General features: G+C 36.5%; 11 protein-coding genes and 1 pseudogene. All 12 read left to right on the forward strand.

Annotated features, from left to right (window positions below; translation table 11 throughout):
- Positions 1-2,547, forward strand: a 2,547-nt coding sequence (locus CRO04_RS22870; RefSeq protein ID WP_207654507.1) for an InlB B-repeat-containing protein, incomplete at its 5' end; no start/stop codon positions are given.
- Positions 2,548-4,455: 1,908 nt separating this feature from the next.
- Positions 4,456-5,328 (forward strand): annotated as a pseudogene (locus CRO04_RS27515) (N-6 DNA methylase); the annotation flags it as partial.
- A 2,835-nt stretch (positions 5,329-8,163) separates the two neighbouring features.
- Positions 8,164-12,639: a YodL domain-containing protein gene (locus tag CRO04_RS27520; protein ID WP_420323215.1), complete on the forward strand. Its 4,476-nt coding sequence runs from the start codon at positions 8,164-8,166 to the stop codon at positions 12,637-12,639.
- A gap of 44 nt (positions 12,640-12,683) precedes the next feature.
- Positions 12,684-13,235: a hypothetical protein gene (locus CRO04_RS22880; protein ID WP_097006566.1), complete on the forward strand. Its 552-nt coding sequence runs from the start codon at positions 12,684-12,686 to the stop codon at positions 13,233-13,235.
- 48 nt (positions 13,236-13,283) lie between these two features.
- Complete coding sequence (locus CRO04_RS22885; protein ID WP_097006567.1) at positions 13,284-15,350, forward strand: type IA DNA topoisomerase; 2,067 nt, start codon at positions 13,284-13,286, stop codon at positions 15,348-15,350.
- Between the two features lie 8 nt (positions 15,351-15,358).
- Positions 15,359-15,583, forward strand: coding sequence for a DUF6462 family protein (locus tag CRO04_RS22890; RefSeq protein ID WP_207654508.1), 225 nt, complete (start codon positions 15,359-15,361; stop codon positions 15,581-15,583).
- Positions 15,584-15,683: 100 nt separating this feature from the next.
- Entirely contained in the window at positions 15,684-15,875 is a 192-nt protein-coding gene (locus tag CRO04_RS22895; RefSeq protein WP_097006568.1) for a hypothetical protein, read from the forward strand.
- Positions 15,876-15,928: 53 nt separating this feature from the next.
- On the forward strand, positions 15,929-17,158 hold the full coding sequence (locus CRO04_RS22900; protein ID WP_097006569.1) for a tyrosine-type recombinase/integrase: 1,230 nt from the start codon (positions 15,929-15,931) through the stop codon (positions 17,156-17,158).
- Positions 17,159-17,768: 610 nt separating this feature from the next.
- A complete protein-coding gene (locus tag CRO04_RS22905; RefSeq protein ID WP_097006570.1) occupies positions 17,769-18,095 on the forward strand; it encodes a DUF6462 family protein in 327 nt (108 codons plus the stop codon).
- A gap of 338 nt (positions 18,096-18,433) precedes the next feature.
- Positions 18,434-18,625 carry a helix-turn-helix domain-containing protein gene (locus CRO04_RS22910; RefSeq protein WP_097006571.1) on the forward strand — a complete coding sequence of 64 codons (192 nt, stop codon included), beginning with the start codon at positions 18,434-18,436 and terminating at the stop codon, positions 18,623-18,625.
- Positions 18,626-18,655: 30 nt separating this feature from the next.
- Positions 18,656-21,766, forward strand: coding sequence for a UvrD-helicase domain-containing protein (locus CRO04_RS22915; protein WP_097006572.1), 3,111 nt, complete (start codon positions 18,656-18,658; stop codon positions 21,764-21,766).
- Between the two features lie 2 nt (positions 21,767-21,768).
- Positions 21,769-24,429 carry a hypothetical protein gene (locus CRO04_RS22920; protein ID WP_097006573.1) on the forward strand — a complete coding sequence of 887 codons (2,661 nt, stop codon included), beginning with the start codon at positions 21,769-21,771 and terminating at the stop codon, positions 24,427-24,429.
- The last annotated feature ends 1 nt before the right edge of the window (position 24,430 follow it).

Raw genomic sequence — 24,430 nt, forward strand, 5'->3', positions numbered from 1 at the left:
ACGGATCACGTAAGGTGGACCGGGGAGAAACAAAAGGAAGATCATACCTTTGATACAGAGCTGGGGACTCTTCCGGTGCCGGAAATCTATGGTTGGAAATTTAACGGCTGGTGGACAGGAAAGAATGGATCAGGAACTAAGATTACGGAACATTCCATGGTAGAGCCAAGGGATGCCGTGTATTACGGTAGCTGGGAGCCGGTAACTTATGAGGTCCGCCTTGTTTCAGAGGCGGAGCAGCCAGATGGAGAGTCGGTACAAACCTTTACAATTAATCAGAAATATGATCAGATATTTGGCAGTTTACCGATCCCTGAAGAAAAGGGTTATACCTTTAACGGTTGGTATGATGAAGATCATAATAAAATCAATCCTCATACAATCTTTCGACCAGATTCCGAAGCGGATGGATACACCTATCACGCAGAATGGAAAGCCAACTCATACAAAATCCGCTTTGTTTATACGGATGCAGATGGAAAACAGAAAGTTGTAGAAATAGACCGAGATTATTTCATGCAGATGGGAACGCTTCCGTTACCAGAGAAACCAGGGTACACCTTTGCTGGCTGGTTTAATGAAAGTGGAGAGAAGATAACCTCTGAAAGCTGTGTAGAGGCTGGAAATGTGGAATATAAGGCAAAATGGACCGCAAACCAGTATACGATTCATTTCAAGAGTAATTCTGAATCAATAAATGATTCGGAAGATAAGACTGTAACATATGCACTGCCAATTGGTGAATTGCCAATATTATATGAAACAGGGTATGCATTCCTGGGCTGGTATACGGAGCCTGAAGGTGGAATCCGAATTAAGGAGACTACCTTGGCAGCGCTGGGGGATCAGACTTATTATGGTCACTGGTCGATCAAATGGATTTATATTGGAAATGGTACATATAGAAAACCAGGAGCTGATGGTAAGTGGAATACAGCAGATGACGAACTCTGGTGGTATGGCCCGGATGGGGAGATCGGGACTGATGATGATCGAGAGATTCATATACTCCCCGGAGGAACTGGAACGTATATAGACAACGGTGACGGAACGTATATCACACCGAGAGCCGGTGGAAGTTGGGAAAACCTGGATCACTGGTGGAGAGGCCCGGATGGGGAGATCGGAACTGATGATGATCGAGAGATTCATATAATCCCCGGAGGAAGCGGAACGTATATAGACAACGGTGACGGAACGTATATCACACCGGGAGCCGGTGGAAGTTGGGAAAATCCAGATCACTGGTGGAGAGGTCCGGATGGTGAGCTAGGAACTGATGATGATCGTCAGATCCACATAATCCCCGGAGGAACTGGAACCTATATAGACAATGGTGACGGAACCTACATTACACCTAGAACTGATGGGAGTTGGGAAAATCCTGATTATTGGTGGAGAGGTCCGGATGGTGAGCTAGGAACTGATGATGATCGAGAGATCCATATAATCCCCGGTGGAAGTGGAACTTATATAGACAACGGTGACGGAACGTATATCACACCGGGAGCCGGAGGAAGCTGGGAAAACGGAACCGGACACTGGAGAGGTTCGGATGGAATCATCGGAACCGAAGATGATCGAGAGATTCATATAATTCCCGGAGGAAGCGGAACTTATATAGACAGCGGTGACGGAACGTATATCACACCGGGAGCCGGAGGAAGCTGGGAAAACGGAACCGGACACTGGAGAGGTCCGGATGGAATCATCGGAACCGAAGATGATCGAGAAATTCATATAATTCCCGGAGGAACTGGACCCTATATAGACAATGGTGACGGAACGTATATCACACCTGGAACTGGTGGAAACTGGGAAAACCCGGATCATTGGTGGAGAGGTCCGGATGGGAAGATTGGAACTTCTGATGATAAAAAGATTGAAAATGGGAATATTGATCCGGAACCTACAAACCCGGAGCCTATAAACCCGGAGCCTACAAACCCGGAGCCTACAAACCCAGAACCTACGAAAACAGAATCTGAGGATCGAGAGGAAGCGGAGATAATAATCGTTCCTCCCACACCCATTATTGACAGCACAGCAAAACCAGAGGTACCTGATACCGGAGGAACGTTTACTGTAAATCCGAATGATCCTCTTGAAGTCACCTACACGAAGCCGGATGGTACGCCAGCGAAGGATGAATGGGTTGGTGACGGCAAGGACTGGTACCATGTTGATGAAGCAGGAAAGTTAAATTACGACTGGTATCTGGAAGGCGAAAAAACTTGGTATAAGCTTAACAAAGAACCTGGAGACAGGTTTGGAGCCGCATTGACTGGTTGGAATTATGAGCCAATGGATGATAAGCGTTATTTTTTTGATCCAGGTAACACAAAAATGCTTACTGGCTGGCAACTTATTGACGATAAATGGTACTACTTTACAAAGCAGAATGAGGCACAAACCTATTATGGAAGCAATCCTGATGGGTGGAAATATGATCCGACAAAACCGGGTAAGCCTTACGGATCGATGTATAAAAACGAAATTACTCCGGATGGATATTATGTGGACGAAAATGGAGTCTGGAAAAATTAGAAGGAAAAATGATGAGAAAGATTGTATAGGGGCCGGCATATGCATTATGTGCCGCCCTGACAATTACCTCAGTACCGCCTTGGGCAGTAATAACTCTGGAGAGGAAATGATATCTATATGAATAGGGAAACAAATCGTATTTCAAAACTTATTGATGTTAGAAAATACTATGATGATGCATTGAATCATATTAGTAGTTCAGAAGATTCTTGGAAGGATTTTCTATCCTTTGAGGGTAGGTTCATACACTACCCATTTGATATACAGTTAATTATTTATTCGCAACGGCCAAGAGCTACAGCATGTGCAAAATATTCAGAATGGAACGCAATAAATTGCGTTCCACGTAGAGGCAGTAAAGGAATCCCCTATGTCGATTATTCCAATGGGAAACCGCAGCTGCAGTATTTGTTTGATATTGATGATGTTGTTTCTAGGGGGCAAAAACCTTTACCTAAATTATGGGAATTTCCAAAAGACGAACGTTATGTTTCTGAATTAACTAGAGATGATGCTAAAAATTCAATAGAATTAAAGATGTGGAATTATCTAAAAAAATTTATAAAACGTGAAGAAACAGAGGAGCTTTTAAGGAATCTTAATAATGATGATATAGAATTATTATCTACGAAGATCGAAAAACTTCAAAATTTTTTCCATGCGTCAGTTTCATACGCTGTTTTCGCGAGATGTGGGTTGGATTTAGAAGTTTGTGATGAATTAAATAAGCCATTGTTAAAAGAAAATAATTATTCTATTCAAAATCTGGATCATAATGATCTATATGTAGTCAATGATGGTATCATGAGATTTTCAAAACCTGTTTATCATGAGATAAGGGAACAGATTAAACTGTTTGAACGCTATCAGACAAATGTAGAGGTACAAGCAGCTCCGACGATTTCTGTGCAGGTTACTGAAGATGATAAATTGGAAGAAATAGTCTATTCTACGGATGCAAAACCTTATGGTCAACTTAAATTACCTATTTTTGAAAGCGAAGGTATTAATAAGAATGATCTAGCCATTGAAAGAATAACAGAACCGATTATGGAGGAGGATTTTCCCGGTAATTGGAATAATCCGATTCAAGCAGATCAGATACCAAGACCATTACTTCAGTCTGTTTTAAAAAAAGGTATAAATATTAGGTACAGTAAATTCCGAATTGAAAAATTTTATGTTGGCTCTTCGGTATTAGAAGTTGCATCAGATCGAGCTAAGGCTATTAAAAAAGAATATGGCCAATCAGGAAGTTCTTTTAAGCCAGACGATGGCTATGAAGGTGTATATTCTAGTAGTACAATGGCCGGGAATATGGAACTGAAATGGAAGAAACAAGGATTATGTTATCGGGCTAAAGTGGAATGGAATACAGTTGAAAAAATAATCCATTCAATGATTAGCACAGATGAATATATTACTCCAGAAGAACGAATGGAATACAGGAAAGAAATCGCATTACGTGCAGCTATGGATAATCCACATGGTTTTATTAAGATAGGGGGAGCTGAACATTTCATAGAGTTTGAGAGGAAAGGAGAAATTTGGACAAACTTTTCTGCGGAAATTGTGCTACCAGAATCTATGGGAGAAATATCAGAGGACAAACTTGAACAGATTGCGAAAATTTCTTATACGGTTGATAGACTTAGTGGTCCCAAGTTATATGTGAATGAAATAAAACTGAAAATGATGCAGGAAGGCTTGGTTATATATTCACCAGATGAGACTGGTTCTTTGGTACAGACGTACTCTGCAGATGACTTCAATCCTGAGCTTGATTTGGGCGAAGAGGAACAATCCAATCCCTCGTTTGTTTTTACAGTTCAACATGACAATACACTTGATAAACCAGATGTAGAAATTAGCAAAGAAGAATTAAGTATTGATATTCCATCACCACGTAATTATAAAATTGAAGATTTGCATTTAAATAATAATGGTGGACCTAAGGCCAAGTTTAAACAAAATATAGAAGCAATTAAAGTTTTAAAAACAATAGAAGCGGATCAACGATCTGCTACTTATGAAGAACAGGCGGTTTTGGCTGGTTTTGTGGGGTGGGGTGGTCTTGCAGATGTATTTGATGAAGCAAAAGATGCCTGGGCAAATGAATACCAGGATTTACATGAATTATTAACACAGAATGAGTATTTAGCAGCCAGAGCGTCAACACTAAATGCCCATTATACATCTCCATTAATTATAAAAAGTATATACCAGGCCCTTGAGAATATGGGGGTAAAAAGAGGAAATATTTTAGAACCTGCCTGTGGTTCTGGTAACTTTTTTGGTATGCTTCCGGCTTCAATGTCTGAATGCCAGCTGTATGGTGTTGAACTTGATGACTTGACTGGTAGAATTGCAAAACAGCTTTATCCGGATGTAAATATAAGCATTACAGGATATGAAAAAACTAAATACCCAAATAATTTCTTTGATGGGATTGTAGGAAACGTTCCTTTTGGTGATTACAAAGTCTCTGATCGTATCTATGATAAGTATAATTTTTCTATTCATGATTATTTTATTGCCAAGGGACTTGATCAGCTGCGCCCAGGTGGTGTGATGGCTGTAATAACTTCCAGCTGGACCATGGATAAGAAAAACTCATCAGCTCGAAAGTATTTTGCTGAGAGAGCTAATTTAATAGGTGCAATTCGTCTGCCTGACAATGCATTTAAAGCAAATGCTGGTACGGAAGCAGTGACAGATATACTTTTTTTCCAAAAGTTAGATCATGTACCTGATCCAAACCCGATATGGTTATATGTGGATCAAAATATTAGTGATAAGGATCCTGTAAGAGTTGGAGATATCGTTACAACAAGTCAATATGATTATGCTACATACAGGCAAAAAGAATTTGATGCAAAAGTTATTGAGATTCAGCAATTGGACAATAAAGTATTCTACTATTTACAGACACTAGATGATAACCAGACTGAACTTAGACAAAATGCTGAGAACGTCACATTAAAAGAACGTGAAGGAATGGTCTATAGCTGTAACCGCTATTTCATAGAAAATCCTCATATGGTACTGGGAGAATTTAAATTCGTATCCGGACCGTTCGGTGAACGATTGACATGCAGGGCTACTGATTCTGATTTGAATGATAAGCTTAAGGCTGTAGTTAATAAATATATTCATTGTGAATTTTCTAATACATATGTCGAAAGCGATGCAGAAGCGGAAAAAATAAACATTATTTCGGCAGATCCCCAAGTTAGAAACTATACTTACGCTTTGGTGAATGATGATATTTACTATCGCACAGATTCAGTTATGGTTTTAGAGCAAATAAGTACTAAGGATTTGACTCAGATAAAAGCAATGATTGAACTGCGAGATATGGGGTATGGGTTGCTGGATGCAGAACTAAATAATGAGCCTGATTATAGCATAGATGCTAAGATGTCGAAGCTGAATGAGCTATATGATACATTTGTTGAGCATTTTGGTGTGATTCATTCCAAGGAGAATAAGAAGCTGTTTTCAAAGGATGTTACATACAGTTTTCTGTGTAGTTTTGAGATAATGGATGATAACAATGTTGTTTCTGGTAAAGCAGCATTATTCTCAAAACGTGTTATCAATCCAAAAGCCGAGATAACACATGTAGACACGGCAAATGAAGCATTGATGATGTCATTGTCGGAAAAAGGTCATATTGTTCTTGATTACATGGCCGGACTTGTGGGGAAAGAAAAAGGCGAGCTGATTTCCGATCTGAGAGGGGTGATTTTTAAAGACCCAGATAAGATTGGTGATGATGAGTATTCTGGTTATGTCACTGCGGATGAATATCTGTCAGGAAATGTAAAACGTAAATTGGAGAGGGCTATACAATGTGCGGAGATGGATTCACAATATGATATAAACGTACAGTATTTACAGCAAGTACAGCCTGAACCTCTGGAAGCGTCGGAAATAGATGTACGCTTGGGAGCTACATGGATTGAACCAGAATATATTGAACAGTATTTGAAAGAAACATTTCAATTGCCAGATTGGAGATTTACAGATACAGCAAATAAAAGTGAACGTCTTACAGTATCGTTTGAAAAACTCAATGGTGAATGGAATATCAGTAATAAGGTTGTAGGTGATTCAATACTTCTTGCTACTACCAAGTATGGTACTTCAAGAAAAAATGCGTTTCATATTCTTGAAAACTGTTTGAATTTACGAGATTCGAAAGTTTATGACCAGAAGTGGAACTCTGAGAAACAGCGTTACGATTCCATTCTGAATAAAGAGGAAACAGCCACATGTAATCAGAAAGCTGAAGCGATAAAGGCTGAGTTTGAGAACTGGATATTTGCGGAGTCAGAACGGAGAAATTATCTTGTACATAAGTACAATACCCTTTATAACAATAATCGTCCACGACAGTATGACGGATCTCATCTCACCTTTCCAGGAATGAATCCGGAAATCAAGCTGATGGCTCACCAAAAAAATGCGGTAGCCCGCACTCTATATGGTGGTAATGCTCTGCTTGCTCATGTGGTTGGTGCTGGAAAGACGTATGAAATAACTGCTTCAGTCATGGAGCAGAAGCGAATTGCTTTGTGTAATAAAGCCATGATTGTAGTACCGAACCACCTTACTGAGCAATGGGGGCGAGAGTTTACCGATTTATATCCTTCAGCTAACACTTTAGTTGCAAAAAAAGATGATTTTATCCCAGCCAGAAGACGGGAATTCTGCTCCAAAATTGCTACCGGGGAGTATGATGCAGTAATAATTGGTCATACACAGTTTGAAAAGATTCCACTGTCAGTTGAGCGGCAGCAATATTATATTGATCGTCAAATTACGGCTATAGAAAGGGCCATTGAAGAACAAAAGGCAGAGTCAGGACAATCGTTTACCGTTAAGCAGCTGGAAAAAACAGAAAAGAGATTGTTGGTCAAGCTTGAAAAATTAAATAATGAGGGGAAAAAGGATAATGTAATTACATTTGAACAGTTGGGAATTGACCGATTGTACGTGGATGAGAGTCATAGCTATAAAAACCTATACTTATATACAAAGATGTCTAATGTAGCCGGTATCCAGCAAACAGAAGCTCAGAAAAGTACAGATATGTACATGAAATGTCAATATATGAATGAAATAACTCCGGGTAAATGCGGTATTGTATTTGCATCTGGAACACCAATTAGCAACTCAATGACAGAATTGTACACCAACATGCGTTATCTTCAGTCAGATTTACTTGAGCGTTATGGATTGGAAAATTTCGACGCATGGGCTTCCACTTTTGGTAATATTCAAACGGCCATAGAGTTGTCTCCAGAGGGAACGAATTACCGAGCTAAAAAAAGGTTTTCAAGCTTTTTTAACATCCCAGAATTAATGAGTCTCTGGAAAGAGGCAGCTGATGTTCAAACAGCTGATATGCTTGATTTGGCTGTACCAACAGCTACTTACGTAAATGTCAAATTAAAGCCGACTAAGCTGCAAGAGAAGATGGTGGAATCTTTAGCTGAACGGGCCGATGCAGTGCGTAATGGGGATATTGATCCGAGCGTAGACAATATGCTGAAAATCACAAATGATGGCCGTAAGTTGGCTCTGGACCAAAGATTGATTAATCCAAATATGCCGGATGTACCTGTTTCCAAGGCGAATGTTTGTGCACAGAAGGCATATGAGATTTGGGAGCAGACCAAGGCTCAAAGGTCTGCACAAATCATATTCTGTGATTTATCAACACCAAAGCCAGACGGTAGTTTCAGTGTCTACGATGCAATTAAAAAGAAATTGGTTGAACTGGGAGTGCCTGCGGAAGAAATCGCATTTATTCATGACGCAAAAACTGATATACAAAAAGATAAACTATTTAAACAGGTTAGAAGCGGAGAGAAGCGATTCCTGCTTGGTTCTACTTTTATGATGGGAGCTGGAACTAATGTGCAGCGGAACCTGATTGCGGAACATCATCTGGATGTTCCATGGAGGCCATCAGATATAGAACAGCGTGAAGGGCGAATTATCAGGCAGGGCAATGAGAATGACCATGTTTGGATTTTTAGATATATAACAAGTGGCACGTTCGATGCATATTCTTGGCAGGTCATTGAGAATAAGCAAAAGTTCATTAGCCAAATTATGACCTCAAAATCCCCGGTCCGTAGTTGTGCTGATTTGGATGATCAATCTTTATCCTATGCAGAGGTCAAGGCATTAGCTACCGGCAATCCATATATCAAGGAAAAGATGGAGTTGGATATTTCGGTCAGTCAGTTAAACCGGGAACTCGCCAATCACAAGAGTAATATTTATCGGTACCAGGATGATTACACAATAAAGTATCCGCAGGAAATAAGTCGGTTGAAAAATCTAATTTCAGGAATCACGAAGGATATCGAGCTATACAAAAACAATGCACCGGCTGGTGATGAATTTACCATGGTAATAGGGGATAAAACATTCACTGACCGAACGGAAGCAGGGGAGGCATTGATAGCAGCGGCAAATGAAGCCTGTGTTTTACGAAATACCGAACACCAACTGGGGACGTATCTGGGATTCAAAATAACTGCAAGAAAAGTCGATTTTTCTATAGTTCCTCAGGTAATTATTGGCGGCGAGATTAACTATATATTCGATTTGAGTATGAATGCGGTTAGTAATATATCTTCAATCACACGGACTTTCCACTCGCTTGAGGAAAGGGTTAAGTCCAATGAGGAAAAATTATCTACAGCTGAGAAACAGTTGGAAATTGCGAAAATAGAATCAGAGAAACCTTTTCCGAAAGAAGAACTATATAAAAGTCAGATTGAACGCCTACAAGAATTGAATGCTTTATTGGGGATATCTGAGAAAGAGCAAAACGAAACGGGTATTATAGATGATTCTACCACTATTAAAGTTGATGCAATAAAAAGGGATTCGTCCTGGATTGCGTTTGAAGCTTATGATCCAGATAATCATCCTGAAGAATACGATATAGCACCAGATTTGGATACTGTGGAATTTATAACCGTAGGAGAAGAAAATATGAATGAAACAAATAGTAAATCTTCTGAAAAAACAGATAGTAAAAATACAGTTGCTGAATTACCAATAGAAGCGGTTGCAATGATCGAGTATATAAGAAAACCGGGAATAGTTCCTAATGATATCTATCAACATAGTGAAATGCTTGAGGTAATGGTGTCTCATACTGAAGAAGCCGAACACGATCAAGTATTTAAACGATATGATCAAGTTTTGAAGGAAGCAGAAATCACAAACAATTCACAACCTAAATTAGCTATTTTGCAACTTAAAGATATTGCAGAAAATGATGGTAGAAGATTTGTTGATTTGAATAGCCTTCACCAGAATCATAATGAAATTCCGAATGTAGAGAACTATGAGCTTATATATGTCCAGAGTTTGGATGCTAAAGTGGAGGGAGATAATGAGCAGCAACTTTTATGTGAGAAAATATTTAAAACGCTTAATGGTACAAAGATGCATCCGGTTAATTACTATGGGCACAGTCTAAGTGTTAGTGATGTTGTTGTTGTGTTTAATGATTTTGATGATTTGTCCGCTTATTATGTATCCCGTATCGGTTTTACAAAACTTCCGGAGCATTTTGTGGATCTTCAAATCAAAGCTAGGATCAAAAATGAAATAGATATCAGAAGAGAACTTAGTTTGTATAAAGAAATTGAAGATTTAGAAGAAAAATTGCCTTTAATTGATTTTGATAGTGTAAAACGAGCAGCGTATATAAGTGCAACGTATTCTGGTACTTTTGAATTAGCTGATCGAAGGAAGGATCTTATAGGAATGGAGAGTTTGGGGTACGAATTGGCTCTCACAGAAGGACCAAATGACCCAGTTGTATTTCAGTCAAAAAATAATCAGAATGACATTATTCAATTTGAAGAAAAAGATGCAGTGCGAGATTTTATTACTGAAGTTAAAGGAGCCATGGATCAATATACTGTGGAGGAATTACAGTCTTATCATGCCGGCGATTATAGCAAAATCAACGCTGGTTTAATTGATAAAAAAGCAGTTGAAGTAGCAATAAAGCAGCTTCTGGATATTAGGCAGCGAGAAGGGCGTCTTGTTCGCCAAGGGAATGAACATATATTTATTGATGGACATGTCTGCAAAATTATAGATGAGTGGACATGGAATCAGGATAATTACATCATGGGGCAAAGCGAGGAAGACCCCACATTCTTTTATGTTACTGTAGGAGGTGAAACTTTTGAGTATGATAGTAGGCCGATTAGAGTTGATGTTGAGAATGATTATATCAATATCTTATCAATGCGTGATATTGATCGTCACGAAGAAGAGTATGGGGCTGATGGCCGCCGTGCATTTCCTCATTTGAACGATGTTACTGAAGTGTTAACGTCTAAGGAACAAAGGATAACTGAATATGACCTGGTATTTGGCAGTGCGGGAAATGGAATTACTGTATGGAACCAAAATGAACCAATTTATTCCCATCCAGAGGATGAGGTACATATGGTATCCGATTATCGTACATTAGCGTATATCTCTCCAGATGGGGATAAGGTAACATGGTTTGCAGATAATCTTCCGGATGTTGTGGTTTCATCAATTGAGGCTGCAGCTGAAGAACAACGGGAAAAGTTTAATCCAGATATACTTACTGTAAGAGGGATTGATGTAGAAAGGGATTTGTCAGATTTGCCAGATGACGAATTATCAGAATTTCTTAAAGATAAAGAAGTGACTTATATTGTTGAATCAGTGGAACGCTATAAGAATGGGCAAATTGATTCTGGTGATAAATTTATATTATCAACAAAAGAATTTATGGAACCCTTAAAGGCATTCGGAGATAAAAATGATGGGGAACACAATCTGTATGTGTGTATTATGGAGAATGAAAACCGTCTAATATATGTGATTAATGAGAATCAATTGGAGAATGAAGCCAAAAGATATTTATTGCAATTGCAGGAATCTGAAACAAACCCCATTGTTAGAATAGATTTTAGTGAATCTGGCATGTTTCATGATTCGGAATATATGAGCTTCATTGATGCGGGTAATCGCCTTGCTGGTTACAATAAGGCAGCAACTGAACTGGACATTTTGGGATATCAAAAAACCTATTTTTCTATCTGTGCATTAAAGGAAAATAAAGTGCATATTTATGATGGCCGTTATGATATCGGTTCAGATTCGGGTAGTCTACTGGAACATATACAGGATCTAGCTCAATATCAAACTAGCGAAACATATAAAGCAATGATGAAAACTCAATGTAATAAAGAAGAATATAAGCAATGGGAAATTGAACAAGATAAATTTATTAATGAATGGATTCCGGGTTTACAGTTAGCCGTTTCGAAACAAGTTGATAAAGAATCTGAAATTGCCAGGTATCAGCAAGAATATAAAAATATTTATTTGGACTCTATCAGGCAAGAACAAAAGGAAGCGCTGATCGGTCCGTTATCCTTGGCTGATAACATATATACTTTTTATCAGGATGGAAATCCGGTTCGGTTAAATGAAACATTTAAACAGGCGGCACTTGGTTTACTAACTTCTAAAGGTTGTGGTAATGGGAAAGGGTATCTTCTTACCATGAAATTATTAGATCAGGAGATTCCTATTCTTCGTGGCTCCAATGCTAAGTTAGAAATACCAGTACCAGAAATTGATAAGGTAATTGACATATCTGAGAATAGTGATATGAAAAATATCCTCGAACATGTAATCGCTACTGTAAAGCCGAATGTGATAGACCCCTATAATGATTTGGACTTGTCTTTTGAACAATATGCAGCACATGAAGGCAACAATATCTGGCAAAATCCGGCCATGGTATATCGGTCCAGTAATATTGTTATCAGTGTATATGAAGAAACAGCACTTAATGAGTTGAATAGGGAATTTAAGTGCTACTTAAAACCACAAGATATTTTGGCAATATCAGAGCAAAAATGTCTAGGTAGTAAACCAGTTGATTTATCAAAGGAAGTGAAAACTTCTATAGAAACGGTAAAATCATTGGTTGAAACTTATATAGCAGAAAAGCCAGAATTACCCCAACCAGAAGCAGTTTTGCAGCCTGATGATTAAACTCTTGTTAAGGAGGATTATACCCTCTTGGAAAGGAAATTTATATGAATGATGGAACATTATCTCCAGTCACGTTTGTTAGCGTGGATAATATACAGGTTGATTCCTATTTCCCAGTAGAACTGTTAAAGAATGGGACATGTTTGATTATGGCACTCTTGATGATTTTCTACAAAAACAATCCTTACCATTTGGATTATATGTTAATTAGAAAATCAGCTCTGGATATGTATACTGAACCACTGCGTTATACGGACGGTGATAATTTGATTTTAAAAGATATTTGCCAGGATGTAGAGCGGCAGTTCGACGGCTCATTTGGAAATATTTATGTCCAAATGATGGATAATGAAACTAATGAGATAATTGGTATATCATTTTGGCAAGAGAAAAAACAAGAACGTTCATTTAGTATCGCATATCATGTAGATTCAGAAAGCAAGAAAAAATTACCCAGTTTCACCAAACAGGTATACTTAACTTTTGTACTGCAAATGGAACAGTTATTACAAAAGCTGGAATTACCAGAAATTGAAACTGATATGAAGAACAGTAATTCGCAGATTGCAAGGGCAGGATCCGGGCTTACCATTTAATTTAGTGAGAAAATTATTGACAATGATCTTAATTACAGGAGAAATCACATGAAAACATTAGTTATTGCAGAAAAGCCTTCGGCTGGAGCTGATATGGCAAAGGTACTTAATTGTACACAAAAAAAGACAGGTTACATAGAAGGGGACCGGTATATTGTTACCTGGGCGATAGGACATCTGGTAGGTCTTAAATATCCGGAGGAACATGATCCAAGATATAAACAGTGGAGACTAGAAGATTTGCCTTTTTATTTTTCTTTTCAGGATTCTTTAAAAGTGTTATCAAACACTAAAGCTCAGTTTCAAGTTGTAAAACAACTAATAAATCGGGCTGATGTGGGTTCTATTATCAATGCTGGAGACGCTGGTCGAGAAGGGTATCTAATTCAAGAATGGATTTATCGTCTGGCTGGGAATCGGAAGCCTAAAAAGGTTTTATGGGCATCCTCGCTGACAGATGAGGCGTTAAAGAAGGCATTTGCAAATTTAAAAGAGCCGACAGAGTTTAAATTGCTGTTGGAAGAGGCAGAAGCCAGGGCGATGGGGGATTATAGTATGGGAATCAACTATAGCAGAGCCTTGACGTTAACAATTGGAAAACAGAAGACTATGTTATCTTATGGCCGTTGTCAAACCCCATTGCTGCATCTTATCGTGCGGCGTGATAATGAGATTGAAAGTTTTGTCTCACGGCCTTATTACAATATTGAATTACAGTACAGTAAAGGCTTTAAAGGAACATTATTACTAGATGGTAAAATCGCAGATATTTTTGATGAAGAAGAGGTAAGACATTTTGAGATGAAATTACAAGGTGACCATAGACCGGCAATTGTAATGGAATACATCAGTACTGATAAGCAACGGAAACCACCTGCACTTTATAATCTTGCAGAACTGCAAAAAAATATGGGTAGCCATTATGGGTATGCTCCAGAAGAGACTTTAGCAATTGCCCAAACATTGTATGAAAAATATAAAGTATTGAGCTATCCCAGAACTGATTCTAGGGCTTTGAGTATGGACTTATATCGTGAAGTGGGAGAACATATAAAAAGCTGTAAATGGGGAAAATATGAGTCGATAGTTGATCGTATTGATCTAACGAAAATTCAGCCAGATAAAGCATATTTTAACGACGTTAAGGTTACAGACCATCATGCACTTATTCCAACGATTCATTCTGATATGAAACAAGCTTTTTCACAAATGACAGAGCCGGAGCGAAATGTGTTTGAAGCAGTGGTACGTTCTTTCCTTGCTATCTTTTATCCGCCTTATGAATATCAAGTAACTGAAATTGTAACAGAAAAGGCCGGTTGTAATTTTAGCAGTAAAGGTACTGTTATTAAATCATTAGGATATAAAGAGGTTTTTAATCTGGAAGATAAAGAAGATGATGATAGTAAAGAGATCCTGCCAGTTTTAGAGAAGGGTCATGAGTTAAATGTTGATGGAGTTAAGGCAATAGACAAAAAGACCAAGCCGCCGGCACGATATACCGTTTCCAGTATTATAGCTTTGATGGAGAAAAATCATATTGGAACAAGTGCGACTAGGGGAGAAATAATTAAAAAGTTGATGAATCAGAGAAATCCTTATATACGCCTGGAAAAAAGTAAATACTATTCTACAGAACTAGGCCGTGATTATATTAATGTACTGCCTGAAGCATTAAAAGATGTGGAAATAACGGCTAAATTTGAAAATCAGTTACAAGAAATATCAGCTGGCAATATAACGAAAGAAGCTTTTTTACAGCAACTTAGAGATGAGGAAGTGGAAATCATTGGATATCTAAAATCCTGCCAAGAGACTGTTGGTATTAGCTCTACTCCTCAAAAGATACCAGAATCGTCAAATCTCCGGTGTCCAAAATGTGGGAAGCCAGTCAGAGAGAACACAAAAGCATTTGGCTGCACTGGATATAGAGATGGCTGCGAATTTACAATTTGGAAAGAAAAGGCAGGGAAAAAGGTTACTGAATCTATGGTGAAACAGTTAATATCCAAAGGTAGTACCAGTGTATTAAAAGGGTTTAAAAAGAAGGATGGAAGCACTTTTGACGCAGCATTGATCCTGGTTGATGGAAAAGTTGAATTTAAGAGAGGATAGGTAGAATTATGAAAGAAGAACGTAGCGGAAATCAATCCAGAAAAATACAGGAACAACAAGGCCGATTCAAAAAATTTGTGCGTTATCCAGAAGGGGCAGAGATGTATTCCATGGGGTTAAGCTCTTTTACAAAATTGGCCAGAGAAGCGAAAGCGGTTTATAAAAAGGGTAATATTGTATTAGTTAATATTAATATCGTAGATGAGTATTTAGAGACGTTCAGAGAACCATAAAAATGATAAAACTAGGATTGGTAAGAAAATGGAAAAACGCTTGACATAATGTGCTACATAAAGTATAATTTTAAGTGTAGACTAAAGAGGAGCTGATAATATGAATGGTAATCCAATTCGTAAGAAGATGGGCAGGCCTCAGATTGAAAAACCTAAAGCTAAATTCCTCAGAACAAGAGTTACAGATGAAGAATATGAAAATGTGATGACATACGCTGATGAGCATAGTATGTCACAATCAGAATTGGTTTTAGGAGCTATTAAAAAGTGTTATCCTGAATGTTTTAAATAACAGGATAAATCCATTTTGTTACCTTTCCTGTGTATGTAGGAAGAGGTGTCAATTTGGCTACATCAAGGAAAGATTCTAAAGGGAGGGTACTATATCCTGGTGAATCTCAAAGGAAAGACGGAAAGTATATTTACCAGTATCATGATGTAAATAGAAAACGACGAGTAATTTATGCAGGCGATATACAGGAACTGCGGCAGAAGAAAAAAGCTATTGAACATGATATTGCAGATGGTGTTGATGCATATGCTGGAGAACGAACTACCCTGAATGCGGTTTTTGACCGATATATAAGGGGGAAAATCAACCTTAAGCAGTCCACACGGACAAATTATATGTATATGTATGATAATTATATTCGGCCAACTTTTGGTAACAGATTCATTGGTAAAATCAAATATTCTGATGTGAAAGAATTTCTTATTAGCTTTATCTTGGAAAAAGATTTTAAAATGAATTCAATCGAAATAATACATACATTGCTAAATCCCACCTTTACATTGGCAGTGAGAGATGGTCTTATCCGGGTCAATCCTGCATCTGGAGTAATGGCTGAAATTAAAAAGAGTTGCGATTGGGAAGGCAGTAAACGAGAAGCCTTAACTATTGATCAGCAAACTGCATTTATTAACTATGTTGCTGATAGTCCCATATATCATCATTGGTTACCACTATTTGTTGTTTTTCTGGGAACAGGGGGACGATTAGGTGAGATTACTGGATTAACAGAATCGGATCTCGATTTTAAAGAACGGATAATAAGTATTAATCATAATTTGGTATACCGTGTGCAAGACAATGGAACATGTGAATATCATATCAACACACCTAAAACAAAAAATAGCATAAGAGAAATTCCAATGTTGGAAGAGGTTTATGAAGCTTTGTTGTTAGAAAAGAGATATCAGAAGCAGCGAGGTGGATGTAAAGATGAGGTTGATGGTTATAAACACTTTATTTTTACTAATCGTTACGGGAATGTACATAATCCCATGGCAATTAACAGAACCATAAAACGGATTTATAAGGCATATAATCAGGAAGAGTCTGAACGGGCAGAGCAGGAGAAACGGAAACCGATTTTGTTACCACATTTTACAGTACATTCTCTTCGACATACCTTTTGTACCCGGTATTGTGAGAACGAGCCAAATATAAAGGTGATACAAATGATTATGGGCCATGCGGACTTTTCGACAACAATGGATGTTTATGCTAAGGCTACAAAAGAGTCAAAGAAAGAATCATTTAGTAATCTGGAAGGTAAAATAAGAATTTTTTAGCGGAGTGTCCAGTGGGACCGATGCTGATGTTTATACATCAAATACACATCAAATCTTATTAAATACATCAATTTAACCTCAAATTTTTAAAGAGGGATAAATTGATATAAAGCCGGAAATATCTTGTAATACAAAGGGAATAAGGCAATATAAGTTGATGTAAAGAGATAGAACGAATGGTGATTTATAATTCCGACGATGAAATCGCTTAATTAGATGGATAAGGACGAAGCTTTACGACATAATACGTGATAATATGGAGCTCTATGGAGAGCCATAACGAGTCAACAAATCATCAAACAAATCACTATTAACTCGGGACGTGACGGTAAAAACTCATGAATCCCGTAGTAGAATCACGGAGCTTGACGGAGCATTGCTAAAACTAAATATTATCTTGAGGGATAGCTTAAGATGAAATTACAGACACTTTGTTACAGGTGAAAACCTGAAGCAAGGTGTCTTTTTTGTTTTCATAGAGAATCACGTTATCCTCCATGGAGCTACATACGCTTTCAATCAAACAGGCAAAATCACTACTTTTCGATGTGTCATCTTTGTGGCAAAAGTGAAAAATTAAAAACACACCATGGAGCTCTATAACGCTATTATGACGAACTATGCATCTATATGGAGCTCTACGGCGAATGACGGAGAGGAGGTGATTTGGCTGACAAAACCTAAGAAAACTCGGTACGGACCGAACCTTGATAAATATATCCGCGAAGGGAAAAAGAGAAGATATACAAACTATGCTAAAGTGGCATCATTTTTCTCTATTTCTTATTACAGCATGGTTAGGATTGCTAAGGAAGCTAATGCATGTTGGAAGATACGAAAGACAGTAATTGTTGATTTAGATAAGCTTGAAGATTATCTCGAAAAAAATTGTAAAGGAAGTGAATCAGACGATGGGTTATCAAAGAAGGAAAGCTGATACAGAGGAGACAAAGGAACTTCTTAAGGACGGACGAAAGAAATTTGTTTGTTATGATGAAGGAGCAATATTTTAGCGTTGCAGAGCAATGCGTAGCTCCGATGAGAATCATCGGTTCAGGGGGTATTAGGGCGCACACCCTAACAAGCGTTTTTCGCAAACCTGTACAGGATTGCACTGCTTGCGAACTTGTGAAAAGATGGTTTAGTTGGTCTAAAAAACGACCAATTTGATAAAACGGTCGAAATACTGCAGATTCAAATTGATTTTGTGCCGACTTTGGGTTAAAATAAAATCGGTAATAATGGACATATTTTTTGTTGAATGAAAGGATTCATATGGAATATTTGTCAGTGAGTCAAGTTGCAGAAAAGTGGGGAATTAAACAGAGAAGGATACGAGTACTTTGTGCTGAAGGAAGAATAGAAGGCGCATATAAAGTAGGAACTTATTGGTTGATTCCAGAAGATGCTGAAAAGCCAAAAGATGAGAGAATTAAGTCCGGAAAATACAAAAAGACTACTGCATAATGCAATCATTCAGAAAATGAGGAAATTACTATGGCAAAAATGATTGATACAAGACCTTTATATAAAGGTGAAGGTAAAGTTTGGGATAAATTTAGTGAATATCTGCCTAATGATATGGTGATATACAACCAGAGGGAGATAAATGGAAGAGAATATGATTTTTGTATAATGGCAGAAAACATAGGTGTACTTATTGTGGAAGTAAAAGGTTGGGTTCCTGATAAGATAAAAGTGAATGGAATCGATAATATTGAAGTAGAAGGTTATGACAAACCTCAAGGCTCACCTAAAAAGCAAGCACGTGCATATAGATTCGCTATCCTAAATAAAATCAATTCTAAGTATAATGTGAGTCCACTTGTATTAGATATGGTTTGCTATCCGTTTATGTCTAAGACTGATTATCATCATACGCATTTGGATATTGTGTCAGGTGAAGACTATACAATTTTTGCAGATGATCTTGAAGATAAAGACTCTTTGAACAAAAAAATCATGAATGTGTTTGCACTTAATAATTGTATTGCTCATGCTGATTTTTCATATGATTTGATGTTTCGAATTAGAAAATCATTAGAACCGAATTTGAAAGATATTGTTGATGAAAGCATAGTTTTACCATACTCAAAACTTTATATTTTCGCAGCTGACATATTGCCTAACGAATGTAATGCTATTATAGCTGACTATTTTTCGGGTGTGAAAACTACGATTTTTGTCGGAACACAGATGCTTTTTAATCAATTCATGAATACTATGAATGATTCATTAAAAAAGCAAAATATAGATTATAGAGGTAATAATTTATATGTAGGATATTCCGAAGGAATTCCAAACGATTATAAAGAGGTTGAATTCAAGATTTTCAATTTTGAATTATATTTATTAACTTCTTTGAGAAATGTAGTTTCTGCGAACTGTGTTATTACCGAAGGAGAAATTCCGGATAATAGGATTAATGAACTTAGAGTATTATCAGAAAAATCCTCTTTTAATTTACAACAGTATGGTGTGGAACATGCATCAACATCGAAGGACATTTTAGTAGAGGCTGGAGCAGGAACAGGAAAAACATTTTCTATGGTTTCAAGAGTTGCATATTTGTGTAATAAGGAAAGCGATCCGGTTTCTAACATAGCGGAAGAAATTGCGATGGTTACATTTACAAATGATGCTGCTATTAACATGAAAAAAAGACTTAAGCAAATGTTTGTGAATTATTTTGTTCTTACGGGGAAAGAGCGTTACCTAAAATATGTTGAAGACATTGATCGATCCAATATTTCAACTATTCATAAATTTGCAATTAGTATCATGCGAGGTGAATCAATTCGTACAGGTCTTGGTACTAATTTTAGAATATCGTCAAACGAGTACAACAGAGGAAGAGCATATGATATTTTTCTTGGCGAATTTCTTGAGGAAATGGAATCGACAAATCCTAATTTTGTCAATGAATTACCAGTTCCAATATATGATTTAAAAAAGAAATTAATGAGTGTCTCAGAAAGACTTTTTGATAAGAGTATTAATTTTGAGAATATAAAGCCTGCGGAAATGGGTGTAACAGTGGATAATAATATTCCATATTTTAATGATCTGTTATTGAAAGTAGTATTTCCGGCTGAAGCAACTTACTTGGAATCGATGAAAAACTCTAATGATGTCGATTTACGAGAATGTCTGATTGAATTAGGAAAAGTATTGAAGAATAGTGGTGATAAATTAGAAGATCTGCATCTAAGGTATATGTTTATCGACGAATTTCAAGATACAGATGATGTTCAGATTGAGATATTCCAGAAACTTCAAAAATTGATAAATGCAGAATGTAAGTTATTTGTAGTGGGAGACTTAAAACAAAGTATATATCGTTTTAGAGGAGCAAAGATGAATGCTTTTCAGAAACTCCAAAATGGCAAGGAAAAGGAGTGGAGTCATCATAGATTAAACAGGAATTATAGAACCGATGGAAGATTGCTAAATCTATTTGATGATGTTTTTTCTAGAATGGGCAATCAAGAGATATTGCCATATTCGGGAAAAAAAGATCGATTAGTTAGTGATGTCATAAAAGAAGCAGAGGAGGATGATTTATTTGTTAGTCTACCTTGTCATGGAAAGGAAACAGATAATATCCTTGAGCTTTTGGTTGCAACTTTAGGAGAAGAACAAAAGAAGATAGAAAAGCTGATGGAAACAAAAAAGCTCACTAAAGAGGAACGGACCATCGCTATATTAGTTAGAAGCAATTGGCAGATTGATAGTATTGTTAAAGCAGCTAATGAAAAAAAAGTAAATATAGAAGTTAGCGCGGGTGGGAATTTGTTTCAATTGCCATCAACACTTGATTTATATAAGTTATTACTGGCTATTTCAAATAATACCAGCCCCGTTCATTTAATCAATTTTATAGAATCAAATTATGTGGATTTATCATTAGATTACCAGAGATTACATGGTATGTCTGAGATTGAAAAGGTGGAAGAAATTAACAGAGTTTTGAACTCGTTTTTTGAAAAAAGAATGGGAATAAGCTGGAAAAGAGTGTTGAATGAAGTATATACACAACCAGTTTTATATTCGCTTAAACAAATATTTGATGCTTTACAGCCTTGGGAGATTTATAGCCGCTCTATCACAAAAAAAAGATTATATATTGCAAATTATGAGTATCTAATGGAACGGATGATTAAATTCTCACGGATTGATGCTCTGACGCTAAATCAAGTAATTGAATATTTGAGTATTAACATATTATCTGGTCAGCAACAACTCTCTAGATCTGCTGAAGTTGATGATGAGGGTGTACATATTATTTGTACAACAGTGCATAAATCTAAGGGGCTGGAATACGGAACAGTTATTCTTCCATTTACCTCTGAGGATATAAGCGATATTAAAAAAGCAAAATTAGAGGCAAATTATAATGATAATAATCTTTCATATACCGTCTTGTTTGAAAATGGTATACGAGAGCGCAATTCAAATTATAACGAAAATAAAGAAGTTCAAGAACAAATTGCAGAGGAATCACGTATTTTGTATGTTGCTCTTACAAGAACAATTAGAAACTGCATTTGGATAAATAACATTGATAGTGCACCACATATAAGCTGGGCATCATTGTTGGAGGGCTAGTTATGTCTATTATTGTATATACCTATCATGATCCATACAAGTTGAATGAGAATTCTGCATTATGGGGAGAAATTTCAAATTGCCCATATTTTTGTGTTTCACAGACAATGGTAAATGGATTAAAAATAATTTATGGTGGTTCTTTTCAGATTGGCAGAGTAACTACTGCAATGAATCTGAGTAAAAGCTTATATGATACATGGATGACTACATCATGTGCAGTTAAACAACATGCTGATATAGATAATATAATTGCAAATAGTCATTCGGTAAATGAATTATCCGAGGAAGAGATAGATAATATTAAGAAGTCATTTTTGTTTAATCGAGATGAGGTTTTTAATAGCATAAGAACACTGTTTGAAATGCGAATGGACCCAGAAAATATTGTATGGGATTGTTTATCTCCAGAACAGAAATTCATTGTTACTATTTATAAACAGATTATTGAATCACCAAAGAAAAAGGATTTTATTCTGAAAGAGAATTTTTCAGAAAGTGAAATTGATAATGCGCTGATTAAAGCAATATCAGATGCAAAAGAAATATCTGGCTCTAAGGAATCACTTGTAGAATACGATTTAAGTCATATTGTTATTCATGGAGTACATCAGTTTTCACCATTGTTATTACGAACTATAGAGGAAATTGCTAAGTTCAAAAAAGTAATCTTACTTATTAATTATCAGGAACAGTATAAGAATGTCTATCAAACATGGATAGATGTATATTCTGCATTTGATTGTGAAATTAAGGATTTTCCAGGAATAGAATATCATCCTACGGATAGTTCACTTATATCCTATGAGGGCAATGTTCTGGCTCAGAATATGGGTAAATTATTAAATGGACGAAAAGAGGATGTTATACTTTCAAAGCCGTATGAAATAATTGAATTTGATAATATGACGGAATTTGCAAGCTATGTTGCAAAAGTATTTGAAGATGCAACAAAGATTAATCCTGATCACCCTATGAATGCAATGAGAGAGCAGATATATGCTGCGGATAGTTCTGCTAACGATATTTTAAAGATATATTTTCCGGAACAATTTGGTGAGAGACAATTTTTGAATTATCCATTGGGTCATTTCTTTATTGCTGTAGCAAATATGTGGGATTCAGAAACAAATGGAATACTAGTTAGGGATGTTAATGATATAAGAGAGTGTCTTGGAGCGGGAATTCTTTCGGAAAAATCAGCAGGACAATTAATGTCGATTTTTGGTCGCATGGAAGCGCTGTTTGAAGGCTGTACATCTGTAGATGAGATGCTTTCAAGAATTAAAAAAGTAAGAAAGAATAAGAAATTTGTATCAGACGATGAGCGAAAGAATCGTTTGCTGCACCTTTTATTTTATTCAGTGACAGTAGATGAATTGAAGATATTAGAAGATGCTCTTAATGATTTGGAAGAATTATCCTCATTCTTTTATGAAGATTTTGAAAAAAAACCTTATAATTTCAAAGGATTTTATAAAAAATTGAAGCAATATTTGCAAGAAGAGATTCTGGATGAGAGAGAATTATCAGAGGAGTTTACAGATATTATTAATAGAGTTCTTGTGAGATTAGATGAGGTGGAAAATATTGATGCATCCGCATCTTTTGAATGTTTGAAATCTACAATGTCATTATACCTATTACAGGAAACGAAACCTGGAAAAAGTGCAAACTGGATTGTGAGAAATTTTGAACAGATTGATGGTGATGTTTTAAGAACGGTTAAAGATAAGAGTAGTATTCTGCATTTTGCTTGTTTGACAGATGAAGATATAGATTCTGTAAAGCAACAAGAATTTACATGGCCATTAAATGATGAATTCTTTGAAGTGGCACAGAATCCTGTTGATTGGAAATATCAGGTTTTTGTTAAAGCAAGAAAAGAATACAAAAATTTTAAGAGATATGCATTGATTTATGGACTTGAGTTTAATAGAGGAAAATACAAACTTAGTTATGTAAAGAGGAATGGCGATTTGGAGAGAGAACCATATTATTTGTTGAAGATATTGGGGCTCAAAAAGGATAGAAATATAGATCTCAGATTTAACCATGAAATAGTCGATGTTTCAGATATTCAATTTAAGGATTGTGCAGCTGGTCAGTTTGATACATATGATTTTTTTAGATTTAAGATTTGCAAAAAGAAATTTTTGTTGGAAAGCGTAACTGAAGGAAATACTGTATACAAGGATAACTTTTTGCTTACTAAATATCTGGAAGTATGGGTAGAAAATGAAGTTAAAGAAAAACTTCAAGGATCTACTAACAGTGAAATAATTCTCTTGGATACCTTAAATGAGGTATATGACGAGCTAAAGAAGTATTTTCCTTTTGCTGTCAATGTAAATCGTATAGATATCATTAATAATGTACGCAATAGACTGAATAATGGTTTCAGTTTTCCTGTATTAACACCTGAAGATAGAAAGTACATGATTATTAGGGAATTATTTATATATAAGCAATTAAAGAATCCAAGGAAATTTAATCAAGATATTTTAAAAGATAAATTTGTAGAAGTAAATCAAGAAAAGATTGATGGTGAGTTGTCATCTGAAAATCTGAAAGAGAGTAGATTTTCAAGTTGTACAAATCTATGGTGTAAATATTGTACAAACAGGGAATTATGTGTGGATTATTATGCGCACATAGAATAAA

Origin of the sequence: Lacrimispora amygdalina (assembly GCF_900205965.1) — a bacterium.
GTDB classification, from domain to species: Bacteria; Bacillota; Clostridia; order Lachnospirales; family Lachnospiraceae; genus Lacrimispora; species Lacrimispora amygdalina_A.